This window comes from Marinomonas transparens, from assembly GCF_016463975.1.
Taxonomy (GTDB): domain Bacteria; phylum Pseudomonadota; class Gammaproteobacteria; order Pseudomonadales; family Marinomonadaceae; genus Marinomonas; species Marinomonas transparens.
Genome location: NZ_JAEMNX010000018.1, coordinates 45,721 through 70,251 on the forward strand (window position 1 = coordinate 45,721; position 24,531 = coordinate 70,251).

Consider the following 24,531-nt stretch of genomic DNA (forward strand, 5'->3'; position numbering starts at 1 on the left):
ATACATTACTTATAGACTAAGAATTTCACCATAAGTCAGGTACAACAAAAACACTGAAATCTGATAATTCAAAACACGCATGATCTCGCCAAAGACAAAGATGTTTAGGTCGGCTATCAAGCAAAAATTCGCTTACCAGATTGTAGGGATATTCAGATGAAAAGAAAGGGGTATTATGAGTTAAATTAGGTGAAGCGAGCCAATGGGGCTTTTGCAACACAGAATAATGCGTAAAACTGGGTATTAAATGAACTAAATCAGAGACATAAACCCAAGCACCAAATTTACTCTGCTGTAGCCAGTTAGCAACACTTTGCGAACTATCTAAAGCCATATACAAACGACCAAAAATCAACAAGCTTGATTGAATGGCTCTCCCCTTAGCGACCTTTTCCACCACTAAACGCCCTTCTTTTGTTTGTAAAATAGATAATTGATGCTCTCTTGCCCGCGTTACCTTTTTCAATAAACTGTCGTTTTTGTTTGGACCAATCCAATCATGGGGATGAAGGTCCGGTCGCTGCAAATAAAATTTAATTGCAATTTCAAACTGATGCAATTCACCCTCAAGGGTTTCCACCAGCATATCCACCTCACCCAATGTTTTGCCATTCGCCTCTATCTGAAAATGCTCATCCACTATTTTTAAGCTCGAAAGATGCTCAATCGCAAAAGAAAAAAGAGCCTCAAAGTAACTCCCTAAAAAATGGGACTTACAGGCCACAACTTTACCTTCAAGCAAGGTAGGAGAATCAGCTAATTCCAACAGCCTTGCTTCAACATCAGGCAACCAATAGGGAGTGAGATCAAAATCTCGTTCAATATAATGCCCTTCCACCAGCCAAGCTAAGTCTTTAACAAAAGGATGTTTTATCTGACCAGAAATCACACAGCACCACTCAAATGAGCATCAATACGATTCAAACAAGCCACTAAATTCGCTACGTTTTCTGCTGGCTTTGACTTAAAAGCATCCTCTGCCATGGGCGCAATCTGACACCTTGCGGGGAGATCAGTCCCCGTTTCTAGTAATATTCTGAAGCGTTCCATCATCACGTACCTAAGCCATTGTTCAAACGCCATAGTATCGATGCAAAAAGGCTCATTGCTGGCTAAAGCTTGTTCAGTAGGTGACTCACAATCCCAAACGTCACAGTTCTGCATAGCAATTTGTAAATCTAATAATAAATCTGCTAACCCATGATGAGCAGAAAAGGCTTTTTTCAACCTGATTTCTCCCTTAAAAAACGGTAAGATGCGGCATCGTCTTACTAAAAACAACAGCTAACCGATAGTAATTCAATACGACCTTACTATCGGCAACGTGAGCCTATAACTTAACATGAACAAGATTGAATCTCTTTCTGACTTATTTGATATGGTTGGCTGTGATGCTAACTATTACGACCTAGGTCGCTGTATCTCTAAACTCACGCCACAACAAGTCATCCAATTTGACCGTAAGCAACAGGCCTATCCATTGCCTTTTCGTCAGCATGCCTGGCTGGCTTGTTTGTTGAAAAATAAAGACGCCGATAAAAAAGACATAGTGGCTGATGGTGTCATTTGGTTTCTTAAATTACCGTTAGATGAAGCTGGATGTCTAAATCTCGGTACTCGCGATCATTTTATTAAAAGCATTGTTGATAAAATCCTCCATAAAGGTGAAGAGGCGGGATTATCTGAAGCAATGGAAGACAGTCCCTATGCCTTTAAGCCAGACCAAGAACGGATGGCCAGTTTCCATGCCATTTTAGGAAGACAATTAAATACACCACCGTCGCAATATTTTGATGCCGTCGAAGCTTACCTTACAACCGATTTATCAAAGCAAAACGACGGATGGCAGACCTTAGGTGTGCAGGGAATAGCGGAGTTAGCATCAAAAGTTGGCGAACAAAAATATGCAATTCTCATAAAAAAGGCAGTGGAACAAGCCGCTTTCCCTGTTGTCAGCACACTTTGCCATGCATTGGAACACGAAGTACTACCAAGTGATCTTCAACAAGTGTTCATCGACAAGCTCGTAAAAGAAAGCGATGCCTTGATGCAAGCGAGTTATCTACGCGCAATATCAAGATCTGATTTGAACAACGACTTACTGCTGCCACTATTTGCCCTACTTGGCAGCCTGAATGAATGCCCTGATGAGCAAACACATAACATTGCCGCTTTAGCCGCAAAATGCCCACACTGGCTAGCACAAAGCCCTCAACTGCTAAGAATCATCATGGAAAAATTGGCCCATCGGGGAGACGGTTTTATTGCTTTTAAGCAAATCACCGCAGAGCTAAGCCAACATCCAGAAACAAGACAACCACTTTGGGCCCTACTGCGCGGCGAACATGTTAGCCAGCAACTTGCTCAGGCCGTGAGCCATATTTTCACTCAAACACCGAAATCCCTTCAGTAAAGAGCATAAAAAAAGCCCCATACTTTCGGTTAGAAAACATGGGGCTAAAACCACAATACAAAGGAAAACCACTTCAACTCTAATGCTGCATCGGTTTAGTCTCGTGCACCTGACGCATTTTTTTACGATGAGCAACAAATTCATCACTCAACATGTAATCACCTTGCTTGGTATGTTCAAGAGCGCCTCGATTGACCAAAGCATCTAACGTCTTAGGTAGAACCTTTTGACGCCGTTCACCTTTCACAAAATAAAACTGCTCATCAAATTGCATTAGCTTAAAGCCGGATTCTAAAAAACCAACACACAAATTCTGAGTTGGCGTTAATTTGAGTTTCATAATACCCTCTCTCATAGCCGTCTCTGTTTTGATTACTTGCATTAACTATAGACAAGTTTCTCAATAACAAAAATTTTACTCGCCTTGTGTTACAAAAAATAAAAAAGGAAGGCCAAGCCTTCCCTTCTATAGACAACACAATCGATAAAATTACTCAGCAAAGACGACCGTTTTGTTGCCATGCACTAACACCCTATCTTCTAGGTGATAACGTAGACCGCGAGAAAGCACCAACTTTTCAATATCTTTACCTAGACGAACCATATCTTCGGCAGAGTGACTATGGCGTACACGAATCACATCTTGCTCAATAATAGGGCCAGCATCTAAATCTGCGGTTACATAATGGCAGGTTGCCCCGATCAATTTAACACCACGTACAGCGGCTTGATGGTACGGTTTAGCCCCTATAAAAGAAGGCAGAAAGCTATGGTGTATATTAATGACTCTGTGGCGGTATTTTTCACAAAGGTATTCAGGAAAGATCTGCATATAACGCGCTAAAACAATCGTATCTGCCTGCGCGTCATCGATACAGGCTTCAATTTTTTGGAAGGCTGACATCTTATTTTCTTTTGGCACAGGAATACAATGGTAAGGAATTTTATACCACTCCACCATAGAACGTAGTTCTTCATGGTTCGCAATCACACCAACGATTTCACAGTTTAACTCCCCCGTATGCCAACGATGCATAATGTCATTTAAACAATGAGATTCTTTCGTCGCCATCAAGATAACCTTCGGGCGGTCTTCGCTGTCTTTAACATACCAACGCATATTAAATTCTTCGGCAATCGGTGCGAACTCCTCACGAAAGGTCTCCACATCAATATTAAGACTGTCGGCATCAATCTCATGACGCATAAAGAACCATTTTTGCTCAATATCTGTATGATGGCTGGCTTCAATAATCGAGCCTTGACGTTCATTCAAAAACTGACTAACTGCTGCAACTAACCCCACTCTGTCGGGACAACTAATAACAAGTCGAAATGTCTTTTTCATATTAAAAACTCATAAACCTTTTTAAAAATACTTTCTAAAAATGAAAGTGAATCAGCTGTTTTTATGCTTAATCACATAACACTGGTGAATTTTGCTATTACGATCAAAGTCCGGGTCAAACGTCTCATTCGTGATGTTTTTCACCTCAAACTCTTGCTCTAAATCCGCATCCAAAATAAAGCGGCGATAATTATTAGAGAAGATCAACTCTCCCCCCTTTGCTAACCTGGCCATGGCCAGACGCAGTAACTCCCCATGGTCTCGCTGTATATCTAATACATCGGCCATTTTTTTCGAATTGGAGAAAGTAGGTGGATCCATAAAGATCAAATCAAATACATCACGACTTTGCTTTAACCATTCAATGCAATCAGCCCGCTCTACCTGATGATGAAGCTCAGAAAACTCATTCAGTTCAATATTACGACGCGCCCAGTCGGTATAAGTATTCGACATATCCACACTCAATGAGCTACGCGCGCCACCTTGACCCGCATGAACGGATGCCGTCGCCGTATAACAAAAGAGGTTTAAGAAGCGCTTACCATTGGCTTTATCTTGAATCAGTTTGCGCACTGGCCGGTGATCCAAAAACAAACCTGTGTCTAAATAGTCTTTCAGGTTGACAATGAAATCACAGCCGTACTCTTCCACTATCATTTCGTGTTTGGACTGATCCAGCTTCTCATATTGCTCTTTACCAGATTGTCTCTGGCGCTGCTTCAAGATCACATTCGATTCGGCAATGTTTAACGCCGTTGGAATCGCAGACATCACTTCAAACAAACGCTGCTTGGCTTTTTCTGGATCAACACTTTTTGGCGCTTGGTATTCCTGTACATGGGCCCAATCTTTATAAATATCAATCGCCACTGCATATTCCGGCATGTCGGCATCGTATACGCGGTAACACTGGATCTTATTTTTTTCGACCCATTTGCGCATTTTTTTGGCGTTTTTTTGCAGGCGATTAGCAAACATCTGCGCACCCGGTGTCATCGCCGATTGCGCGACAACATCTTCTTTAATGTTGCGTGCTGTCAAAGGAAAAAGATAAGCCCGACACTCAATGCCACCGTTAATAACACGGGTGCTTTTTTCTGGTCGTACCGGAATTTGACGAGCCAAATGCTCATTGCTGGTTAGCATCATAAACTGCCAACCGCGCACGTTATTGACAACCCACTCACCTAATTGACCATACAAGGCGATCAAAGCCATTTCATCACCAATCCGCTCACCATAAGGTGGGTTACAAATCACCAAACCGGGTAATTCTGAGTTGATGTCAAATTCATGCTCTTGGAAAGAGATCATGGTCACATCAATCACACCGACCAAGCCTGCCCGTTTGATGCTTTCACGGGACGCGGCAATCGCTCTCTGATCACGATCCGTTCCTTGAAAGCGCAAGCCTAGTTCAACAGGGTCTTTTTTACGGTTTTTGGCAAAATCCATCAACTGTTGCCACATGCGATGGTCATGCTGTTTCCAGCCTTTAAAGCCCCAGTATTGTCGGCCAAGCCCCGGAGCCATATCCAAAGACATCATCGCGGCTTCTACCAAAAAGGTACCTGAACCACACATAGGGTCGATCAATTGCGTCAAACCACACTCTCTTCCCCAACCAGCACGCAGTAATAGGCCTGCCGCGAGGTTTTCTTTCAGTGGTGCCATACTGCCCTGTTGACGATAGCCTCGACGATGCATACTTTCGCCTGATAAATCGATACTTACCGTGACCACTTCACGCTTAATGCGCAAGGCAATACGTACATCTGGTTGCTCTTTTTGCACATTAGGACGCTCACCAGACAAGCCGACAAAATAGTCGGCAATCGCATCTTTAGCGCGTACGGCACCAAATTGGGTATTGCGAATATGATGGTTAGTACCATGGCAATCTATAGCGATAGTATCGTTTGCTGACATATGGTCAGACCACTGAATCGCTTTCACGCCATCATAAAGTTCGTCGGCAGAATCAATTTTGAAATTCGCAATCGGCAACATTACACGAGTCGCAACACGAGACCAAAGGCACACTTTATAAATGCCTTCTAAGTCCGTGGTTAACTTGATTTGCCCTTCCCCAAAGCGAGTATTAGTCAAGCCTTCACCATGCAGCTCCGCTTCCAAAACATTCTCTAGCCCTAAAGGACAAGTTATCTCTAAATCATAAAGCGGATTTTCAGCATCCGTGGTTGGTAATATTGTGCTCATTTTTAATTACTTTTTTTAAATTTCTATGGAAGTGTTAGAGCAAAGTGTTTTTAGACAATTCTTCGCTTCTCAACTATTAATTAAAGCTCGACATCAAAAAGAACGAAGAGGAAAAAATTCATGAAGAAGCAAAAAAGAAATCTTCATCATCGTGCCTACATCCGCGGCTATCGCGCTGGAATGGATGGCCGTTCAAAAGGTCTGTCTGTGCAATGCCAAGAACATGCTCGCCTGGATTGGCTTGCAGGATGGCGAGAAGGCCGCAAAGACATGTGGGACGGCATGACTCCAATAGAAGGCACCCACAAAACTTTTAGCCTGACACATTAACCTTTTTTGTTTCGACTCTTAACATTCAGTTTCTGGGGAACTTTCCCTAAATAAGCCCTGTTAATAACAAGGTAAAATAAATAAGGCGGGATCCAATCCCGCCTTATTTACGACGCCATCCAAATAGACAGCGGCGCTTATATTCCTAACTCAAGTTCACGGTAATAAGCATCTGTACTCGCCACCGCTTCTTTAATTAACTCTGGTCCATGATAAATAAACCCAGAATAAATTTGTACCAACCTCGCGCCAGCTTGCAGCTTCTCAACCGCATCTGCCCCACTTGAAATTCCTCCCACGCCAATAATTGGCAAGGTCTCTTTCAAATGTTCCGCTAAAACACGTACCACATGGGTTGAGGCATCACGAACGGGAGCACCACTCAAGCCACCCGCTTCGTTTTCTAACGGATGACCCACCACAGCATCACGAGACAAGGTTGTGTTGGTAGCAATGATACCATCAACACCCTGTGCTACCAGCGTATCGGCAACTAATTTAATTTCATCGTCTGTCATATCTGGGGCTATCTTCACCGCCAGAGGAACACGTTTACCATGTTCCGCTTCATAACGGTCTCTTGCTTGCGCCAACGGTGCGATGAGCTGAGCCAAACTGTCTCCAAATTGTAAACTACGCAGCCCCGGTGTATTGGGAGAACTGATATTAGCGGTAATGTAATCCGCATAAGGAATAACCTGAGTTAAACAAGCCAAATAATCCGCCGCGGCATCTTCCACTGAGGTCGTCAAATTTTTACCTATATTCACCCCAAGAACACCATCATAGCGACGAGACTTAATGCGAGAAACTAAATGGTCGACGCCTTTATTATTAAAGCCCATGCGATTAATAATGGCTTCATGTTCAGGCAAACGAAAAAGGCGCGGTTTAGGATTACCAGACTGCCCTTTTGGTGTCACGGTTCCGACTTCTACAAAGCCAAAACCTAATGATCCGAGCGCTTCAAAAGCATCGGCATTTTTATCTAGACCAGCCGCTAAACCAACCGCATTAGGGAATTGTAGACCCATCACGTCTATAGGTTTCGTCGAAGGCAAACTACCCAGCAACTTATTCAAGCCCAATCGACTACTTGCGGCCAAAAGATCCAACGACACATCATGGGATACTTCAGGGTCCAATTTAAAGAGTAACGAACGAGCTAAGTTGTACATAAATGAGCTTCCTAAACATATCAGAGGGTGGACGTTTTATGAGACCTGCGTTACGCCAACCAATTTATTCTTTTCATCAAATTCTACTTCAAAAAAACCGTATATGCCTTGATGAGTCACAAAACGCTGAAAAGCACTCAGAGGCAGTTGCACTTTACGTCCATCCAGACTCGTTGCGACCAATTTTTTCGCTGTGCCAGCATACATTGCTTCATATTTAAATGCAGGCAAGGCCACATTTAATACAAGTTTTGCCATTTTTCGTTCCTATGCTTACGTTACCCTTACAACGTTCGCCCTGTGCGTAAAGATTTGAATTCGATAAGATGATGGCTATTATATTGCCTCGCTACATTTTTTGACAGAAGTATAAGGAACCTAGGTTCAATGGAAACTCTAATTGACCGATTAAAAGACCACCTAAATCGCGCCATCATTGGCCAACCTGATTTAACCCATGAACTGCTCGTCGCTTTAATTGCCAATGGTCATGTACTGCTCGAAGGCCCACCAGGTATTGCCAAAACCACCGCAGCAAAAGCCTTAGCGAATGCCATCGATGGTCACTTCCAACGTATTCAGTTCACTCCAGACTTATTGCCCGGCGATGTCACAGGTTCCGACATCTATCAGCAAGAAACAGGGCAGTTTAGTTTTATCCCTGGCCCAATTATGAATGACATTGTGCTGGCCGATGAAATTAACCGTGCCCCCGCCAAAGTACAATCGGCCCTGCTTGAAGCTATGGGCGAAAAACAGGTTACTGTCGGCAATAACAGCTATGCCCTACCCGCTTTATTTTTTGTTATCGCTACTCAAAACCCGATCGAGCAAGAAGGCACTTATCCTTTACCAGAAGCCCAACTTGATCGCTTTATAATGAAGATCAACCTTGGCTACCCAAGCGCCGAAAGCGAATTGGAAGTATTGAGATTGGTTAGGCAACAAGACCTTCACAAAACCCAACAGAGCAAACCACAACCTCTATGCAAAGCCGATGACATTCTTGACCTGCAACAAAAAGCGCTTGCTTTGTATATGTCTGAATCCGTCGAGCACTATATCGTTCAGCTGGTGATGGCGACAAGACACCCTGAACGTTACTTAGATGACGCGACAACGAATAGCAACCTAATCGAATTCGGTGCCAGCCCTAGGGCAACCTTAGCCCTTGATCGTTGCGCACGCGCCAATGCCTTACTTAACGGTAGAGACTTTGTTACACCAGATGATGTTAGACAAATCGCCCTGCCCGTATTGCGTCATCGAGTGATCACTTCCTTTGAAGCACAAGCTTCTGGTTTATCTACCGATGATTTGCTTAGCCGATTAATCAGCCACGTACCGGCACTCTAGAAGAATGAGCCCTTTACTATCACCCGACTCCCCAGAGCTTGATGAAGCACATTTAGCGCTATTGGCTCACTATGCCAAATACCTAGGTCGTGCCCCCAAGGCGATGCGCTTTGCTTCCCATAGTGGTGAGCGTCGCTCACGCCAGAAAGGACACGGTATGGAGATGTTGGAGCTGCGTCTTTATCAGGCCAGTGACGAGCTTCGACATATTGACTGGCGTGTTACTGCGCGAACAGGGCAAGCACACACTCGAATTTATGCGCAAGAAAATGAACACCAGCGTGTCTTATTACTTGACCTCTCCAACGGCGCCTACTTTGGTACACGCCATACCTTTATTTCTACTCGCTTTATACAACTCGCAGGGCTCATTGCTTGGCGCTCAGAACAACAGGGCGATACTTTATCTTATCGATTAACCTATGGCACAGAAGATCAAGCAAGCAATAAACATGGCACACTGCCAAGCCTGTTAAATCAACTTAAAGAAGCCTCAAAGCCTGCCCATCGGCAGAAATACGCTCGCTCATCCAGTGTATGGTCGAACTCTATTGTGACCGCGAAAGCACACAATAAAGATGTGATCATCATGACGGACAAGCAAACTTGGGATGACAAAGAAGAACTCGCCTTAATGCGACTTGCCAAACACAATCAAGTACATTGGATACAAATTATCGACAGCAACGCCTTTAATTTACCCTCGGGCCAATATCAATTTGCAGATAGCCAAGGCTCCAAACTGGTGAATGTTAGTAAACGCAGTATGGAGCAAGCCAAAATAGAGTTTTTCGCACAAAACACCAAAATGCGCCAAAAACTCACGTCTTTAGGCGTACGCCATCAGATGTTTGATCTCACCGAGTCCCCTGAAAAAATTGCCCGTTACTTGCTAGCTCAAGGAGCGTTGCACTAATGCCTACCCAAGTACCACCAACCAGTATCGAGTTACCGCACAAAGCTTATATGCTGCCCGAGGCTGTTGCCATGTGGCCACCTGTTTGGTGGACATGGTTAGTATTAGCCTTCTTGATATTGCTGTTACTAACAGGCATAGCTTTACTCTGGCAACGCCATAGAAAACGGGCTTACCGACGAGAAGCCTTACAAATACTGAAGGATACAGTAGCTGATTTATCCGATAAGGATTGCATCATGCTCTGCCATGAAATGATTCGCCGTTGCCTCATCAGTGAAGGAAAGCGCCAACTTGCGGCATTACCCACTGAGGCACTAGTGCTTGAGTTAGATGAAAAAACAACGGCCAAATATCAATTTTCGACACTAAGCCATAACTTTATCAGTGGCCCCTACCGCAACCGTATCAAACTGTCGGTAGAACAAAGACAACACATCCTCAACGTCACACGTTATTGGATAAGGAAACATCATGCTTGATCTCACTTGGCCTTGGTTTCTTATTCTGTTACCTCTGCCTTTTTTCATTTATTTTCTGCCAAAAACCAAACCCAAAGGCGATGCTATTTGGTGGTCTAACACCGAACTATTAGTCCATCATCAAGACATGAAAAGTGTCGCTCATCACTCATACCTTACTCCCTTACTATTAGCCTTAGCTTGGGTACTCTTGGTTTTCGCTATTGCCCGTCCTTTTTGGCTCGGTGAACCAACAAGAGTTGCCCCATCAGGACGCGACCTGTTAATCGCTCTCGATCTATCTGGTAGTATGCAAATCAAAGACATGGAATTAAATAGCCAAATAGCCAATCGCCTAGAGGCCGCAAAATCAGTATTAGCTGACTTTATTCAAGAACGCCGAGGAGACCGGGTTGGTATCATTGTATTTGGTTCAAAAGCTTACCTACAGGCACCACTAAGCTTTGACACTGCCACCATTAATCAACTAGTCCAAGAAGCTCAGATCGGCTTTGCGGGAGAGCAAACCGCCATTGGCGATGCCATTGGGCTCGGCATAAAGATGTTAGAAGACAAACCCTCGGACAAAAAAGTCCTAATATTAATGACAGACGGAGCCAATACCGCTGGGCGCGTACAACCTAAACAGGCGGCCGCTTTTGCGGCATCACAAGGGGTAAAAACTTACACCATAGGTGTTGGCGCAGATAGCATGGAAGTACAAGGTTTTTTTGGCCCTAAAACCGTCAACCCATCCAGTGACCTCGATGAGGCCCTGCTTCAAGACATCGCCGATCAAACAGGCGGACAATATTTTCGAGCTCGCAGTACAGAAGATTTGAGAAATATATACAGCCTATTGGATACCCTAGAACCCACCCCTTCACAGGAAGTCTGGCAACGGCCTAAAACCAGTTTTTTTCACTGGCTTGGCCTAGCTTCCATCTTATTGTTTGGACTAGCCCTATTATCCAGTGGACAAATTAGCTGGCGCTTAAGGAGAAGTCTATGACTCTCTTTGAGCTGATTCATTTTGCACGCCCCTATTGGCTTATTTTTATACCACTCACCCTCTTAGTAGTTATCTTCACTCGCACAACAGGGTCAACAAAAAACGCCCTCAACACAGTGGTTGATGAAAAACTGCTCGTTCATTTGAACTATAAGAACGAGCAAGCCTCTTCCCATTCATGGTTAGGTGTTGTCACCATCCTACTCTGCTGGCTCGGCTTGGCGGGCATTAGTTGGACGAAAGCGCCAACCACCATGTTTGAAAATACCAGTAAAACAGTCTTCGTCGTCGACCAGTCACTGTCTATGTACGCTACGGACATCAAGCCAAATAGACAAACTCAATTAAAACAATCAATCAGGGATATTCTGCAACAAAGCAAAGAAGGGGATATTGCTTTAGTCGCTTTTGCCGGGGAAGCCTTTGTTATAAGCCCCTTTAGCCAAGATAGAGAAACCATTACTCACTTTCTACTGGCGCTAGAACCTATCATCATGCCCGTGTACGGCAGCAATCTAACCAGCGGCATAAAATCCGCGCTATCTCTTAATCAAGATAGTTCTGCTCCAATGCACCTTATTGTCTTAACCGACAGTTTGGATGACAAAGACCAACAACAAATTTCAGCGCTGCTAGCAGATAAAAACATCAAACTCGACCTTATTGCCATCGGCACCCCAAAAGGCGCTTTCATAAAACTTCCGGATGGCCGGATTCTTAAACAAAATGGTAAAAATGTTATTCCAAATACCCCATTAGAAGCACTTGAGGAGCTAACCGATAAGCTTGGCGGGAACTTTTATCAAGGCAGACTAAGCCGCCAAGAAGTTGCCAGCATTACCAACAAAAAACGTGATAACAAGCAAACACAGCAGGCTGATAATAAGAGCATTAATTGGACAGAACAGGGCCATTGGTTTGCTTTACCCTTCTTATTATGGCTTGCCTTACAGTTCAGAAAAGGCGCCTTGATGCTGCTACTGCTCGGTATTTTTACCTTGCCTTCGCAAAAACTCATGGCGTCCCCACTTGATTGGTTTATGACTCAAGACCAAAAAGCACAACAGGCTGTCGATCAAGGCAACTGGCAACAAGCCGATGAACTCTTTCAGCTACCAGAATGGAAAGCCGCTTCCTCATATGCCCTAAAGAACTATCCAGAGACGATAGCATCCCTTGAAAAAATCGATCGTAACGCGGCAGCAAATTACAATCTCGGTAACGCCCTAGCCTTAGCCGGCAAAACACGAGAAGCCATGCAAGCCTACGAGAAAGCATTAGAGCAAGATCCTTCTTTCAAGGAAGCAAAGGACAATCTAGACTATCTAAAGCAACAAGAAAAACAGCAGCAAAAACGTCAGTCCGACAACAAAAAACAAGATAGCCAACAAGGTCAAAAGCAAAACCAACCATCAGCGAACGATAAGAAAGATCAAAACCAGCAACCTGACTCAAAAAAAGATAATAAAAAGAACGAAAAACAAGACAACAAGAAAGCGTCTGAGGATAATGAAGAAGATGGCGATCAAGACAAACAACCATCACTTGAAGAAGCGCAAAAGCAAAAAGAAGATAAGCAAGCTCTAAACCAGTGGCTTAGACAAATTCAGGATGACCCAGGATTACTTCTTCAGCGTAAGCTCTGGTATCTACACCAAGAGCGACGTAATGAAAACCGATATAAGCAAGAGGATGGGCTAAACCCATGGTAGCAAAGCACTATTTCTTTTTTCTAAAACAAAAGGATAAATTTTATCCTTTGCTTTTTATACTCATGCTGGCCTTGCTATTCACCCTGCTACCCACATCAGTCTATGCAGATACCGTTAGTGCTTCTCTGGACAAAACAACCACGACAGAAAATGAAGTCGTCCAACTCACTCTACGAGCAGATTTTACCAATACGGGAGATGGGCCAGATTTAAGCTCTTTGCAAAGAGATTTTGAGGTGCTAGGAAAAAGCCAAACCAGTCAATTCAGCTTTAATTTAGGTACCAATAAGGCTTTAAGCTATTGGGTCGTATCCCTGATGCCTAAGTCTGTCGGCACCTTTGAGATCCCCCCAATTAAAATTGGTGATCATCAATCACAGCCTCTTAAATTAATTGTGAAAAACTCACCTCAATTACTCGATGCCAACGGCAACCCTCCTGTCATAGTTAAAATATCGGTGTCCGAGCTCAACCCCTACCTACAACAAGAAGTCGTATTAAGCGTCAAACTCTATACCTCAGTGACCTTACAAAATGCCAATCGCTCGGTTCCCACTCATCCAGATCTTGTCATTGAGCGACTCACTGATGACCAGATGGATTACCAAACCGTCAATGGCACCCAATATCAAGTATTAATACGCGACTATTTAGTGTTTCCACAACGTAGTGGTGAATTGTCTATCCCACCACAAACCTTACAGGCGATGATCAATACTTCTACTGGCAGAAGAATGATCAAGGTACAAAGTGAAGCAATTAATCTGCAAGTGCTCCCGATTCCAGCCAGCTACCCAACGGATACCTGGCTACCCAGCAAACAAGTCTCTATCTCCACTGCACTCACTAAAACCTCAGACAAACCTAGAGTGGGCGACACTTTAATCTGGACCATAAATATTGATGCAAAAGGCGCCTTACCTGAGCAAATCCCACCATTGGATTTTAATAGCACCCGATCCTATAAGCTTTATCCAAAGCCAGCACAATTTAGTAGTCAAAAAACCATCAACGGTGTCACTGGCAAGCAAGTCATCAGTGTCGAAGTGGTTCCGACAGATAAGGGCGTTATTTCTCTACCTGATGTCAGCATCACCTATTGGAATACAAACAAACGCGCTGTTCATACAGTAAGCGCCAAGACTAAAGGCCTTGATATTGCCCCCTTACCTATGGGCTCAAAATTATCCAATGAAACCACCGAAAATAAAAAACTCAGTGAACCGCTACCACCACAAACGCGCTCTGTAGCCCCTATTTCTCTGGCTAAAAAACAGCTAGAAGACACTAACAATGTGGATACGCCAAAATCCATTGATGTGGCACTAAGTCATAAAAACTCTGGCTTTTCATGGCGTGACTATACTATTTTTGGCTTGCTCATTGTCTCAGCTGCCATGCTTGCTAGTTGGACTTTTATTTGGTTCAAAAGGAAACAGCAAACACCTACAGAAGAAGCGGTTCCAACCTTACAAGAGTTTGCTCCGTTAAGTTCATCAGATGAAAAAAGCGCCTACAGAAACCTAATAGCCTGCTGTCGAAACAGTGATTTAACACAATTGCGCTCTCACCTTTTAGAATGGGCACGCCATAGATGGGGTGACAGCGAAATACGCACAATTGATGATATAAAACGCCTTTCCTCCTCAGTACTCATCACTCAGCTACTAATGGAAGCCGAGTTAATGATGTATTCCAATAATACTAGCCACCAGTGGCAGGGAGACGCTCTTGCTGATGCATTGGAAGAGTATTCAACGGGAGAGGCAAAACAAACTCAAGAAAGTCAGTTAAAGAGCCTCTACCCTAACTTTTAAAAACAGCAACGCATACTAAGGAAAAGACAATCATCATGGTAGCATTTCAATCTGGCATTATTGCAGAAGCGTCAAGTGATGCCCTTTTTATTACATTCAATGTTAATTTATCTCAAATTGATAAAGTCAAAGCCGCCCTAGCGACCTACCCTGAACGGGTAATACAGTTTCAACAGCAATTCCCTAATGCAGATCCTCACGCTGTAGTTGGCATTAGCAGCCAACTCTGGGATCATTTAGATCACAAACGGCCTATTCATCTCACTACCTTCCCTCATATAAAGGGCGCTGAATTTGAAGTAAAGCCCACCGATGTCGATCTCGTACTGCACATTCGATCTTCACGACGCGATGTGACCTACCAGCTATCTAACGCTCTATATGACACACTAAAATCAAGCGTTTCACTGGTAGAAGAAATCAGTTGTTTTCAATACTTAGACAACAGAGATTTAACTGGCTTTGTTGATGGCACAGAGAACCCTGAAGGAGATAACCGCAAAAACGTTGCGCTAGTAGGAAATGAAGACACAAACTTCCAAGATGGTTCTTATTTTAACTTAATGCGTTTTATTCATGACTTAAATAAATGGGAAGCAGAGGATCTAAAAACTCAAGAGGACACTTATGGCCGAACAAAATACGCCAACGAGGAATACCCTGCTACGGAAAAGTCCGCCCACGCCCATACTAAGCGAACCTCACTGAAAGATGAAAATGGTCAGTCTATGGAAATACTCCGCCATAGTATGCCTTATGCCTCAATGACAGAAAAAGGTTTAATGTTTGCCAGCTACAGTAAAACACCGGTTATTTTTAACCTTATGCTTGAAAGCATGATAAAAGGCGATCAAGACGGTAATACTGATCACATAATGAAGTACACCAGAGCAAAAACAGGACAAGCCTTCTTTGCCCCTTCTAACCACTGGCTAACCTCATTAGCTCAATAAATCATTCGTTCAAAAAGCTATTATTGGATAAATCGGCGTAAAAAAAAGACCACTCAATGTTTGAGTGGTCTTTTTATTTTAGAGTAGAATAATTTTGTTAAATCCACTCCCTATGTTTAGAAAGCAGCCTATAACCTAACGCTGAATTTCTGCTTTACCCTTCAGTAAATCCAGTTGCGACTGAGTACTCAGACTCGTTTGAGTTTGATTCAAGTAACGTTCATACGCCAGTTTCTGCTCTTCTGGAACCTCTTCAGAACTAGCAACCACGTCATTCAACTTAATCACCGCCAAGTCACCATTAGTAAGGCTCTTCACCTCAACCACTGGCTGCCCTTCTGGATGCGGTAACGTGAATGCCAAAGAAGTCAATTCATCCTGACCACGCTTAGCAAGAGCAACAGAAGTCCATTTAGTATTCACGGCACTCTTAGCAGCTTCCGCTTTAACTTTCAGTGACTCTAATGCTTTTTCTTGCACAACCGCAGAAGTTACCTTGTCTTTGACCTCATCATAAGACTGAACCGCTTCTGCTTTATGATCTTTCAAACGCAATACAACTACCTGATCATCACTTAACTCAATCAGGTCACTGTTTTGGCCATCTTCAAGCACAGCGGCAGAAAATGCGGCAGCAATGGCTGCTGCATTGCTTGTGACATCATCTGAGCCACCGTCACGGCCAAAATAAGCACTTTGCAGAACATCTACACCGTATTCTTTCGCTAACGGTTCTAGCTTGTCGCTTGCGTAGGCCAAATCGGTAATATCCTCATGGGCACTCAATAAAGCATCACGCTCTTTAGCGACCGACAGGCTTTGTTCTAATTCAGCTTTTTTAGACTCAAAACTTGGCACATCCGCTTTTGCAATATCATTCAGCTCAACGAGATGAAAACCATATTGAGTTTTAACCGTTTGTACTTCACCTTTTTGCATAGCAAATAGAGCATCTTCAAAATCTTTGTCCATTGCCCCTTTGGCAATATAACCTAGACTACCGCCATCATTCTTAGAACCAATATCATCAGAATATTCAGCAGATAGATCAGAAAATGTTTGGCCTGCTGCTAATTTCGCTTTGACTTCATCGATACGCGCCTGCGCCTCTTCTTCTGAGCGACTAGTAGTATCAATCAGAATATGTGAAGCCTGCCTTTCTTCTTGCGGCACATCGGCAAGAGAAGCTTGATAAGCGTCCTGTAATTCAGCATCTGTCACACTGACTTTATTTTTAAAATCAGTAGAAGAAATAACGACATAATCCACCTTAACTTGTTCTGGTGTTTTAAAGCCTTCTTTATTCGCTTCATAATATGCGCTTAACTCGTCATCTGTAACATTGGTATTCTCAGCTTCGTCAGCCAAAGACAAGGTCACATAATCATAAGTTCGTTGTTGTGACTGAAGTTGCGCCACATCCTTAATTTGATATGGCAAAACAAACTCAGAACCAGCAATCGCATTACGTGGTTGCTGAATCAAAACATCTTGCTTAATACGTTGCTTAAACGCTAAAGGCGTAAAACCAAGCGAACGTATAAAGTTCAGGTACTTATCCTGATCAAACTGACCCTCTGTCTTAAATTGCTCAGCCTGTAACAAATAAGCGTTTACTTGAGCATCAGAAACACCAAGCTCTAAGCCTGTTGCCTGATTAAATAAAATAGCGCGTTGAATAAGCTCATCCAGTGCTCGACGCTGTAATAAATTATCTTCTAATAACGCGGGATCAACTTGCCCCCCCATCATAGATATTAACTGGCGGCGCTGAGTTTCTGCCCCTTGCAACATTTGAGTTCGCGTAATATCAGTACCATCTACTTCAGCGACGGTATCAGAAGAATTAAAACTGCCTACTAAGGCATCGACGCCAAATAGAGCAAAAGTCACGACGATAAAACCAACGATGATCTTTACCACAATACCTTGTGACTTATCTCTTATATCTTGGAGCATTACTGCCTCCATAATGAGTTTAAATAAAAAAGGTGCATTCCGCTTGGAATACACCTTTTGTGTCTAATGGCGGAACAGACGGGACTCGAACCCGCGACCCCCTGCGTGACAGGCAGGTATTCTAACCAACTGAACTACTGCTCCACATGCATTAGTTTACAGCGTCTTTAAGACCTTTGCCGGCTTTAAAGCCAGGAACCTTCGCTGCTTTAATTTGGATTTCCTCACCAGTTTGAGGATTACGGCCTGTACGCGCCGCACGCTCTTTTACTGCAAAAGTACCAAAACCTACCAATGTAACTTGGTCACCTTTTGCCAAAGCCGCTTCAATTGCTTTTAGTGTAGCGTCAAGTGCGTTGCTTGCAGAAGCTTTAGATAGGTCCGCAGACGCAGCAATAGCATCAATCAATTCAGATTTGTTCACGTTTTACCCCTTCAGTATTTTTTTTTCATGGTTCCTTTAGTAACATTTCGGCACTGTATAAAAGCCTACCGACAAGGCCGAGCAAGAAGTTATACAAGCCTGTACTACTTCCTGTCAACACAGTATCTAACTTAATGATGACTCACAGACTCTTGTTCATCAACAGTTTTTTCCTTCGAAGGTAAGGTTTTTACCTTTTTTGGTGAAGGAATGTACTCCAAAGCAATATCCAGCACTTCGTCAATCCATTTTACAGGAACAACTTGAATATCCGCTTTGATATTATCCGGTATTTCTTTTAAATCTCGTGCATTTTCTTGCGGGATAATAACGGTCTTGATACCCCCCCTGTGAGCCGCGAGAAGCTTCTCTTTAAGCCCACCTATAGGTAGCACCTCCCCACGCAGCGTAATCTCCCCAGTCATCGCCACAGACGCCCTTACAGGAATTTTTGCAAGCACCGAGACGATAGCAACGCACATAGCAACCCCAGCACTTGGCCCATCCTTCGGTGTCGCCCCTTCTGGAACATGCAAATGCAGGTCAATTTTTTCATGAAAATCTTCTTCAATTCCCAAGCCAGCCGCCCGACTCCGTACAACGGTCAGAGCTGCCTGAATAGATTCTTGCATCACATCCCCCAAAGAGCCGGTTTTTACATGACGCCCCTTACCCGGAACGCCCGCCGCCTCTATGGTGAGCAACTCTCCGCCGACAGAAGTCCAAGCCAAACCAGTAACTTGCCCAATCTGATTTTTTTCTTCTGCTTTACCGTAACTAAATTTGTGCACGCCAGAAAATTCTTCGAGATTCGCACTGGCCACTTCAACCGCTTTCTTTACACTTTCTTTACTTAGTGCTTGCTGTTTAACGACACGACGACAAATTTTACTCAACTCTCTTTCTAACCCACGAACACCAGCTTCCTTAGTGTAATAGCGAATAACATCCATCAGCGCATCGTCCGAGACCTGAATTTCTTGCTCCTTCAAACCCGATAATTTTATTTGTTTCGGTAGCAAGTAACGCTTAGCAATATTGAGTTTTTCATCTTCGGTATAACCAGGAATCCGAATCACTTCCATACGATCCAACAATGGCCCCGGAATATTCATGCTATTAGAGGTACAGATGAACATCACGTCCGAAAGATCATAATCCACTTCAAGGTAATGATCGTTAAAGGTGTGGTTTTGCTCTGGGTCAAGTACTTCTAACAAAGCTGACGCTGGATCACCACGCTGGTCCATGCCCATTTTGTCAATTTCATCGAGCAAGAAAAGCGGGTTTCTAACCTTCACTTTGGCAAGTTTCTGCAGCAGTTTACCCGGCATTGAACCAATATAAGTACGGCGATGGCCTCGAATTTCAGCCTCATCTCGCACTCCACCTAGGGACATACGAACGTATTTACGATTCACCGCTTTCGCGATTGATTGCCCTAGAGAGGTTTTACCAACACCTGGAGGCCCAACTAGGCAAAGCACGGGCCCTTTTACCTTTTTCACTCGCTGCTGAACAGCCAAGAACTCTAAAATGCGTTCTTTCACATCCTGCAAGCCATAGTGATCTTGGTTAAGAATTTTTTCAGCATAAGCTAGGTCGTTACGTACTTTGCTGCGTTTTTTCCAAGGCAGAGAAATCAACCAATCAATATAACCACGAACCACAGTTGCTTCAGCCGACATAGGAGACATCATGCGCAGCTTTTTCAATTCAGCTTCTGCTTTCTCCGTCGCCTCAACAGACATACCTGATTCAGTAATTTTTTCTTGCAGCATATCCAATTCGTTGCCGCCATCTTCCATATCACCCAGTTCTTTTTGAATGGCTTTCATTTGCTCATTCAAATAATACTCACGCTGGCTTTTTTCCATTTGCTTCTTAACACGACTACGAATGCTTTTTTCTAAATGCGCTATATCTAGCTCGCCATCCATCAAGCCCATCAGATATTCGCCACGCCCAGTCAAAGACTCTATTTCTAGCACTTTCTGCTTATCTTCAAGCTTAAGGCTCATATGCCCCGTAATACTATCAATCAGCTTAGACAAATCATCTATCGATTTAACCGAGGTGACGACTTCAGCAGGAATACGCTTACTACCAGCAACATACTCATCTAATTGTTTAAGCAAGGCATGACGAATAACACTATGCTCTTCTTGGTTTTCACCCTCCGCCTCCACTTCAACAACTTTACCTAGCACAAAGCCATCAGCATCTTCCATTGACTCAAGACGAGCTCGGCTTCCCCCTTCAACCAAGACTTTAACAGTCCCATCAGGGAGGCGAAGCAATTGCATCACCTTGGCCGTTGTACCAATAGAATATAAATCCGCCAATTGCGGATCATCCTTAGAAGCATCTTGCTGAGCCACTAAAAAGACATATTTATCATTTTCCATTGCCGACTCTAGAGCCGCGATAGATTTGGCTCGACCCACAAACAAGGGCAATACCATATGAGGATATACCACCACATCACGAAGTGGCAGCATTGGAAGGAGCAAAGATTCTGACATAGATTTTTTTCCAATCTGGGCGCATAAAAGAAAAAGCGCACTTTATATTTCAACTTTGATTAGGAAAGAGATAAGGACTAACCCAAAAATTACAAGCGTAGCAGTACTTTGAATTTAGTCTAGTTAGTGTTTTATATACAATTTTATAATAAAAAGGCCGAAATTAAGTCACTAATACTCAATTTCGGCCTCATAGACAGATAACAGTAAAATCAGCCTTTTTTAGCCAACTCTTCTTTTTCCAATACCATCAATGGTGGTGATTCACCTCTAATAGAAGACGCATCCATCACCACTTTAGTTACATCATTACGCGTTGGAAGGTCATACATACAATCCAGTAAAGCAGACTCTAAAATACTACGTAACCCTCGAGCACCCGTCTTACGCTCTAGCGCCAACTTCGCAGCTTCACGCAGTGATTCGTCGGTAAACTCCAACTCAACACCTTCCAGCTCAAACAAGTGCTGATACTGCTTAGTAAGCGCATTCTTCGGCTGACTCAAAATGGTCATCAGCGCTTCTTCATCCAATTCTGAAAGCGTCGCCACCACCGGCAAGCGGCCTACAAATTCAGGAATCAGACCAAATTTAACCAAGTCCTCAGTTTCAACACGGTGTACCGCTTCAGAGAAGGATCGCCCTTCATCTTTGCTTTTCACTTTTGCTGAAAAACCAATACTGCTCTTTTCTGTTCTTTCACTAATAACGCGCTCAAGACCTGCAAATGCCCCGCCACAGATAAACAGAATGTTTGAAGTATCTACTTGCAAAAACTCTTGCTGAGGGTGCTTACGTCCGCCTTGAGGAGGCACAGAAGCAACCGTGCCTTCAATTAATTTCAATAAAGCCTGCTGCACACCCTCACCCGATACATCACGGGTAATCGAAGGGTTATCAGACTTTCTTGAAATTTTATCTATCTCATCGATATAAACAATACCGCGCTGCGCTTTATCCACATCATAGTCACAATTTTGTAAAAGCTTCTGAATGATGTTCTCTACATCTTCCCCCACATAACCTGCTTCGGTTAGTGTCGTCGCATCAGCAATCGTAAAAGGCACATCCAAAACACGAGCCAAAGTCTGCGCAAGCAATGTTTTACCACTACCCGTTGGACCAATCAGTAAGATATTACTTTTACCAAGTTCAATGCTGGTATCAGTTTTACCTTGATGGCGCAAACGCTTGTAATGGTTATAAACCGCCACAGCCAAAACACGCTTAGCTTTATCCTGACCTATTACATAGTCATCAAGAGAAGCACTTAATTTAGATGGTGTTGGCAAATCATCTTCAACATCACCTTCTGCACCAGCCTGAGAAAGCTCTTGTGTAATAATGTTATTACACAGATCCACACACTCATTACAGATATAAACAGAAGGCCCTGCAATCAGCTTCTTAACTTCGTCTTGACTCTTTCCACAAAAAGAACAATACAATAGTCGATCAGAGTGGTCGCCACGGCTAAAATTATCATCCGACATTTAATCCACCCTTTTTAAACTTCACGTTTCTGTAAAATATCATCAATTAAGCCATAGTCTTTTGCTGATTCTGGATTCATGAAATTATCACGATCCGTATCAATAGCTACCTGCTCAATGTCCTTACCAGTATGGAAAGAAATAATCTCATTAAGCTTATGCTTGATACTTAAAATTTCACGTGTATGAATTTCAATATCAGAAGCTTGCCCCTGATAACCACCTAGAGGCTGATGAATCATAACCCGTGAATTAGGCAAGCAATAACGTTTACCAGCCGCACCAGCCGTTAATAACAAGGCTCCCATGCTCGCTGCTTGACCAATACACATAGTACTAACATCAGGCTTAATAAACTGCATGGTGTCATAAATAGACATACCCGCTGTAACTGAGCCACCGGGGGAATTAATATACAAGTGTATATCTTTATCAGGATTTTCTGACTCTAAAAATAATAACTGAGCGACCACTAGATTAGCCATGTGATCCTCGACTTGACCAACCAAGAAAATCACTCGTTCCTTAAGCAAACGCGAATAGATATCAAAAGATCTCTCGCCACGAGCCGTTTGCTCAATAACCATTGGAACAAGTCCATTACTCGTAATCGCAACAGGACCAGTAGTTGGGTTCGTCAAATTCATATTGCATTCCTTAAAGCAAAAAAAGCCGACATAGCATTAGCTATGTCGGCCTATTTAAAAAGATAAGATGAGTCTTATGCTTCTTCCCCAGCTTCTTCAGCTTGGGCATTTGGCTTGATAGCATCTTCATATCCCAAAGTTACTTCCGTAACTTGAGCAGATTCTAGCAGTTTATCAACAACTTGCTCTTCAAGTACAGCAGATTGCACCTGCGCTAGTTGCTCTTTGTTCTTCAAGTAGTATTCAACCACTTGCTGTGGTTCTTGATACGCTTGAGCCATGTCTTCTAGGAAGGCACGTACACGGTCATCATCCACTTTCAACTCTTCTTGCTTAATCACTTCAGAGATCAACAAACCAAGTTTAGCGCGTTTTTTTGCTTCGTCTTGAAATAGTTCAGCAGGTAATTGAGAAGCATCAAAACCTTCCCCACCAAATTGTTGAGCTGCTTGCTTACGCAAAGCATCTACTTCTTGATCAATCAAGGCAGAAGGAACTTCCACTTCGTTGATAGATGACAAACCATCAAACAAAGCCGTCTTAAGCTTAGCCTTAACCGCTTGATTAAGCTCACGCTCCATATTCTTGCGCACTTCTACACGCAAAGCATCAACTGTCCCTTCTTCTAGACCAAATTTCTCAACAAAAGCATCGTCAATTTCTGGAAGAATTTGCTCGGCAACTTCAGACACTGTAATTTTGAAGCTAGCCTCTTTCCCTTTCAGGTTTTCAGCTTGATAATCGTCTGGGAAAGTAACAGCGATTGTACGCTCTTCGCCAGCCTTAGCACCAACAATGCCAGACTCAAAGCCTGGAATCATAGTATTAGAACCAAGAACTAATTTATGACCTTCAGCTGAACCACCTTCAAAGGCTTCATCACCTAGGTAACCAACGAAGTCGATAGTAACTTGATCGCCATCTACAGATGCACGCTCAACAGCAGACCAATCAGCATTCTGTTTACGCAAGGTTTCTAACATAGTATCAAGGTCAGCATCCGTTACTTCTGACACAACACGCTCGACTTGAATCGTCGCGTTATCAGCCAAAGTAACTTCAGGATAAACCTCTACCTTAACAACAAACTCTAGATCAGCCCCTTCGTCGAAGTTCTTAGGTTCAATGGAAGGCATGCCAGCAGGCTGAATAGATTCTTTTTGGATCGCCTCAACATAAGCATCACGCATCGTTTGCTCAACAACATCCATGCGAATGCCTTGGCCGTAGCGTTTTTTTACAAGACTAACAGGCACTTTACCTTTACGGAAACCATCAATACGAACAGTCTTTGCGGTTTTAGCCACTTCAGAACTTACTTTCTCTTCAATACGAGCAGCTGGAACACTAATTGTTAGAACGCGCTCGATTGGAGACGTTGTCTCTACAGAAACTTGCATAAATCTTCCTCTCGGGAAACTTGCTTTATTTGTTGACGTCGTCGTGAAAAGCACGACCCGTATCCGATTACAGCCAACAAAACCTAAATTAAAACGTATAAAGTAATGGGCTGAAATGGTACGCCTGAAGGGATTCGAACCCCTGACCGTCCGCTTAGAAGGCGGATGCTCTATCCAACTGAGCTACAGGCGCAATACTCATTACATTTCATGTGGTGGGCTATTATAGGGATGGATTATCAATCGTCAACCAATAGACATAAAAAAGCCCAGTTAAACTGGGCTAAAATGACTTATTGCCACCAAGGAACCGAAAATAGAAGCAACGAATGCTTTTACTAACTATCCGGTACAAAAATCACAA

At 43.3% G+C, this 24,531-nt stretch carries 22 protein-coding genes and 2 tRNA genes; 9 read left to right on the top strand and 15 right to left on the bottom strand.

The features are described 5' to 3' along the window. Positions 1 to 25 precede the first annotated feature (25 nt). Positions 26 to 889 (bottom strand): DUF1853 family protein, encoded by an 864-nt coding sequence (locus tag I8J31_RS14140; protein WP_199469231.1) that lies wholly within the window; start codon positions 887 to 889, stop codon positions 26 to 28. Then, positions 886 to 1,227 carry a YqcC family protein gene (locus I8J31_RS14145; RefSeq protein ID WP_199469232.1) on the bottom strand — a complete coding sequence of 114 codons (342 nt, stop codon included), beginning with the start codon at positions 1,225 to 1,227 and terminating at the stop codon, positions 886 to 888. Before I8J31_RS14145 ends, I8J31_RS14140 begins: the two co-directional genes overlap by 4 nt. Before the next feature lie 115 nt (positions 1,228 to 1,342). On the opposite strand from I8J31_RS14145, the gene I8J31_RS14150 reads away from it, so the two are divergent. Continuing rightward, positions 1,343 to 2,413 carry a DUF3549 family protein gene (locus tag I8J31_RS14150; protein ID WP_199469233.1) on the top strand — a complete coding sequence of 357 codons (1,071 nt, stop codon included), beginning with the start codon at positions 1,343 to 1,345 and terminating at the stop codon, positions 2,411 to 2,413. Positions 2,414 to 2,492: 79 nt separating this feature from the next. Here I8J31_RS14150 and I8J31_RS14155 read toward each other — a convergent pair whose 3' ends face one another. The 3 genes from I8J31_RS14155 to rlmKL all read right to left on the bottom strand — a co-directional run bounded on the left by I8J31_RS14155 (position 2,493) and on the right by rlmKL (position 5,984). Continuing rightward, entirely contained in the window at positions 2,493 to 2,753 is a 261-nt protein-coding gene (locus I8J31_RS14155) for a formyltetrahydrofolate deformylase (protein WP_199469234.1), read from the bottom strand. A gap of 150 nt (positions 2,754 to 2,903) precedes the next feature. After that, on the bottom strand, positions 2,904 to 3,761 hold the full coding sequence (gene purU / locus I8J31_RS14160; RefSeq protein WP_199469235.1) for a formyltetrahydrofolate deformylase: 858 nt from the start codon (positions 3,759 to 3,761) through the stop codon (positions 2,904 to 2,906). A 51-nt stretch (positions 3,762 to 3,812) separates the two neighbouring features. After that, positions 3,813 to 5,984: a bifunctional 23S rRNA (guanine(2069)-N(7))-methyltransferase RlmK/23S rRNA (guanine(2445)-N(2))-methyltransferase RlmL gene (gene rlmKL / locus I8J31_RS14165; protein WP_199469236.1), complete on the bottom strand. Its 2,172-nt coding sequence runs from the start codon at positions 5,982 to 5,984 to the stop codon at positions 3,813 to 3,815. Between the two features lie 120 nt (positions 5,985 to 6,104). Here rlmKL and rmf point away from each other — a divergent pair, with 120 nt between their 5' ends. After that, positions 6,105 to 6,314, top strand: a complete 210-nt coding sequence (gene rmf / locus I8J31_RS14170; RefSeq protein ID WP_199469237.1) for a ribosome modulation factor — start codon at positions 6,105 to 6,107, stop codon at positions 6,312 to 6,314. Between the two features lie 137 nt (positions 6,315 to 6,451). On the opposite strand, the gene I8J31_RS14175 is transcribed toward rmf, so the two are convergent. Both I8J31_RS14175 and I8J31_RS14180 read right to left on the bottom strand, forming a co-directional pair. Continuing rightward, positions 6,452 to 7,492, bottom strand: coding sequence for a quinone-dependent dihydroorotate dehydrogenase (locus I8J31_RS14175; RefSeq protein WP_199469238.1), 1,041 nt, complete (start codon positions 7,490 to 7,492; stop codon positions 6,452 to 6,454). A gap of 36 nt (positions 7,493 to 7,528) precedes the next feature. Then, positions 7,529 to 7,750, bottom strand: coding sequence for a DUF2835 domain-containing protein (locus I8J31_RS14180; RefSeq protein WP_199469239.1), 222 nt, complete (start codon positions 7,748 to 7,750; stop codon positions 7,529 to 7,531). 129 nt (positions 7,751 to 7,879) lie between these two features. Between I8J31_RS14180 and I8J31_RS14185 the strand changes: the two genes are divergently transcribed. The 7 genes from I8J31_RS14185 to I8J31_RS14215 are packed head-to-tail and all read left to right on the top strand — an operon-like array spanning position 7,880 to position 15,719. After that, on the top strand, positions 7,880 to 8,848 hold the full coding sequence (locus I8J31_RS14185) for an AAA family ATPase (protein ID WP_199469240.1): 969 nt from the start codon (positions 7,880 to 7,882) through the stop codon (positions 8,846 to 8,848). Between the two features lie 4 nt (positions 8,849 to 8,852). After that, positions 8,853 to 9,764, top strand: coding sequence for a DUF58 domain-containing protein (locus I8J31_RS14190; protein ID WP_199469241.1), 912 nt, complete (start codon positions 8,853 to 8,855; stop codon positions 9,762 to 9,764). After that, the gene (locus I8J31_RS14195; RefSeq protein ID WP_199469242.1) at positions 9,764 to 10,246 is read left to right on the top strand and encodes a DUF4381 domain-containing protein; all 483 of its coding nucleotides are present in this window, start codon (positions 9,764 to 9,766) and stop codon (positions 10,244 to 10,246) included. The genes I8J31_RS14190 and I8J31_RS14195 overlap by 1 nt, the downstream gene beginning before the upstream one ends. Continuing rightward, positions 10,239 to 11,237 carry a vWA domain-containing protein gene (locus tag I8J31_RS14200; RefSeq protein ID WP_199469243.1) on the top strand — a complete coding sequence of 333 codons (999 nt, stop codon included), beginning with the start codon at positions 10,239 to 10,241 and terminating at the stop codon, positions 11,235 to 11,237. Before I8J31_RS14195 ends, I8J31_RS14200 begins: the two co-directional genes overlap by 8 nt. After that, positions 11,234 to 12,949 carry a vWA domain-containing protein gene (locus tag I8J31_RS14205; RefSeq protein WP_199469244.1) on the top strand — a complete coding sequence of 572 codons (1,716 nt, stop codon included), beginning with the start codon at positions 11,234 to 11,236 and terminating at the stop codon, positions 12,947 to 12,949. Before I8J31_RS14200 ends, I8J31_RS14205 begins: the two co-directional genes overlap by 4 nt. Positions 12,950 to 12,996: 47 nt before the next feature. Beyond that, positions 12,997 to 14,766: a BatD family protein gene (locus I8J31_RS14210; protein WP_233402789.1), complete on the top strand. Its 1,770-nt coding sequence runs from the start codon at positions 12,997 to 12,999 to the stop codon at positions 14,764 to 14,766. A gap of 35 nt (positions 14,767 to 14,801) precedes the next feature. Continuing rightward, positions 14,802 to 15,719: a Dyp-type peroxidase gene (locus I8J31_RS14215; protein WP_199469246.1), complete on the top strand. Its 918-nt coding sequence runs from the start codon at positions 14,802 to 14,804 to the stop codon at positions 15,717 to 15,719. A 135-nt stretch (positions 15,720 to 15,854) separates the two neighbouring features. On the opposite strand, the gene I8J31_RS14220 is transcribed toward I8J31_RS14215, so the two are convergent. From I8J31_RS14220 to I8J31_RS14255, 8 genes are all read right to left on the bottom strand, one after another. Further along, entirely contained in the window at positions 15,855 to 17,678 is a 1,824-nt protein-coding gene (locus tag I8J31_RS14220) for a SurA N-terminal domain-containing protein (RefSeq protein WP_199469247.1), read from the bottom strand. 67 nt (positions 17,679 to 17,745) lie between these two features. Continuing rightward, positions 17,746 to 17,822, bottom strand: a tRNA-Asp gene (locus tag I8J31_RS14225). A 7-nt stretch (positions 17,823 to 17,829) separates the two neighbouring features. Then, positions 17,830 to 18,102, bottom strand: coding sequence for a non-specific DNA-binding protein Hbs (gene hbs, locus I8J31_RS14230; RefSeq protein WP_012069435.1), 273 nt, complete (start codon positions 18,100 to 18,102; stop codon positions 17,830 to 17,832). 131 nt (positions 18,103 to 18,233) lie between these two features. After that, positions 18,234 to 20,627 (bottom strand): endopeptidase La, encoded by a 2,394-nt coding sequence (gene lon / locus I8J31_RS14235; RefSeq protein ID WP_199469248.1) that lies wholly within the window; start codon positions 20,625 to 20,627, stop codon positions 18,234 to 18,236. Between the two features lie 212 nt (positions 20,628 to 20,839). After that, on the bottom strand, positions 20,840 to 22,120 hold the full coding sequence (clpX, locus tag I8J31_RS14240; RefSeq protein WP_199469249.1) for an ATP-dependent protease ATP-binding subunit ClpX: 1,281 nt from the start codon (positions 22,118 to 22,120) through the stop codon (positions 20,840 to 20,842). Positions 22,121 to 22,134: 14 nt separating this feature from the next. Further along, entirely contained in the window at positions 22,135 to 22,767 is a 633-nt protein-coding gene (gene clpP / locus I8J31_RS14245) for an ATP-dependent Clp endopeptidase proteolytic subunit ClpP (RefSeq protein WP_199469250.1), read from the bottom strand. Positions 22,768 to 22,841: 74 nt separating this feature from the next. Then, positions 22,842 to 24,167, bottom strand: coding sequence for a trigger factor (gene tig, locus I8J31_RS14250; RefSeq protein ID WP_199469251.1), 1,326 nt, complete (start codon positions 24,165 to 24,167; stop codon positions 22,842 to 22,844). Positions 24,168 to 24,283: 116 nt separating this feature from the next. Beyond that, a tRNA-Arg gene (locus I8J31_RS14255) sits at positions 24,284 to 24,360 on the bottom strand. Between the last annotated feature and the right edge of the window lie 171 nt (positions 24,361 to 24,531).

Excerpts from the sequence above, each read along its gene's own strand:
- I8J31_RS14150 (WP_199469233.1), top strand. The coding sequence starts at position 1,343 with ATGAACAAGATTGAATCTCTTTCTGACTTATTTGATATGGTTGGCTGT.
- I8J31_RS14155 (WP_199469234.1), bottom strand. The coding sequence starts at position 2,753 with ATGAAACTCAAATTAACGCCAACTCAGAATTTGTGTGTTGGTTTTTTA.
- purU (WP_199469235.1), bottom strand. The coding sequence starts at position 3,761 with ATGAAAAAGACATTTCGACTTGTTATTAGTTGTCCCGACAGAGTGGGG.
- rlmKL (WP_199469236.1), bottom strand. The coding sequence starts at position 5,984 with ATGAGCACAATATTACCAACCACGGATGCTGAAAATCCGCTTTATGAT.
- rmf (WP_199469237.1), top strand. The coding sequence starts at position 6,105 with ATGAAGAAGCAAAAAAGAAATCTTCATCATCGTGCCTACATCCGCGGC.
- I8J31_RS14175 (WP_199469238.1), bottom strand. The coding sequence starts at position 7,492 with ATGTACAACTTAGCTCGTTCGTTACTCTTTAAATTGGACCCTGAAGTA.
- I8J31_RS14180 (WP_199469239.1), bottom strand. The coding sequence starts at position 7,750 with ATGGCAAAACTTGTATTAAATGTGGCCTTGCCTGCATTTAAATATGAA.
- I8J31_RS14185 (WP_199469240.1), top strand. The coding sequence starts at position 7,880 with ATGGAAACTCTAATTGACCGATTAAAAGACCACCTAAATCGCGCCATC.
- I8J31_RS14190 (WP_199469241.1), top strand. The coding sequence starts at position 8,853 with ATGAGCCCTTTACTATCACCCGACTCCCCAGAGCTTGATGAAGCACAT.
- I8J31_RS14195 (WP_199469242.1), top strand. The coding sequence starts at position 9,764 with ATGCCTACCCAAGTACCACCAACCAGTATCGAGTTACCGCACAAAGCT.
- I8J31_RS14200 (WP_199469243.1), top strand. The coding sequence starts at position 10,239 with ATGCTTGATCTCACTTGGCCTTGGTTTCTTATTCTGTTACCTCTGCCT.
- I8J31_RS14205 (WP_199469244.1), top strand. The coding sequence starts at position 11,234 with ATGACTCTCTTTGAGCTGATTCATTTTGCACGCCCCTATTGGCTTATT.
- I8J31_RS14215 (WP_199469246.1), top strand. The coding sequence starts at position 14,802 with ATGGTAGCATTTCAATCTGGCATTATTGCAGAAGCGTCAAGTGATGCC.
- I8J31_RS14220 (WP_199469247.1), bottom strand. The coding sequence starts at position 17,678 with ATGCTCCAAGATATAAGAGATAAGTCACAAGGTATTGTGGTAAAGATC.
- lon (WP_199469248.1), bottom strand. The coding sequence starts at position 20,627 with ATGTCAGAATCTTTGCTCCTTCCAATGCTGCCACTTCGTGATGTGGTG.
- clpX (WP_199469249.1), bottom strand. The coding sequence starts at position 22,120 with ATGTCGGATGATAATTTTAGCCGTGGCGACCACTCTGATCGACTATTG.
- clpP (WP_199469250.1), bottom strand. The coding sequence starts at position 22,767 with ATGAATTTGACGAACCCAACTACTGGTCCTGTTGCGATTACGAGTAAT.
- tig (WP_199469251.1), bottom strand. The coding sequence starts at position 24,167 with ATGCAAGTTTCTGTAGAGACAACGTCTCCAATCGAGCGCGTTCTAACA.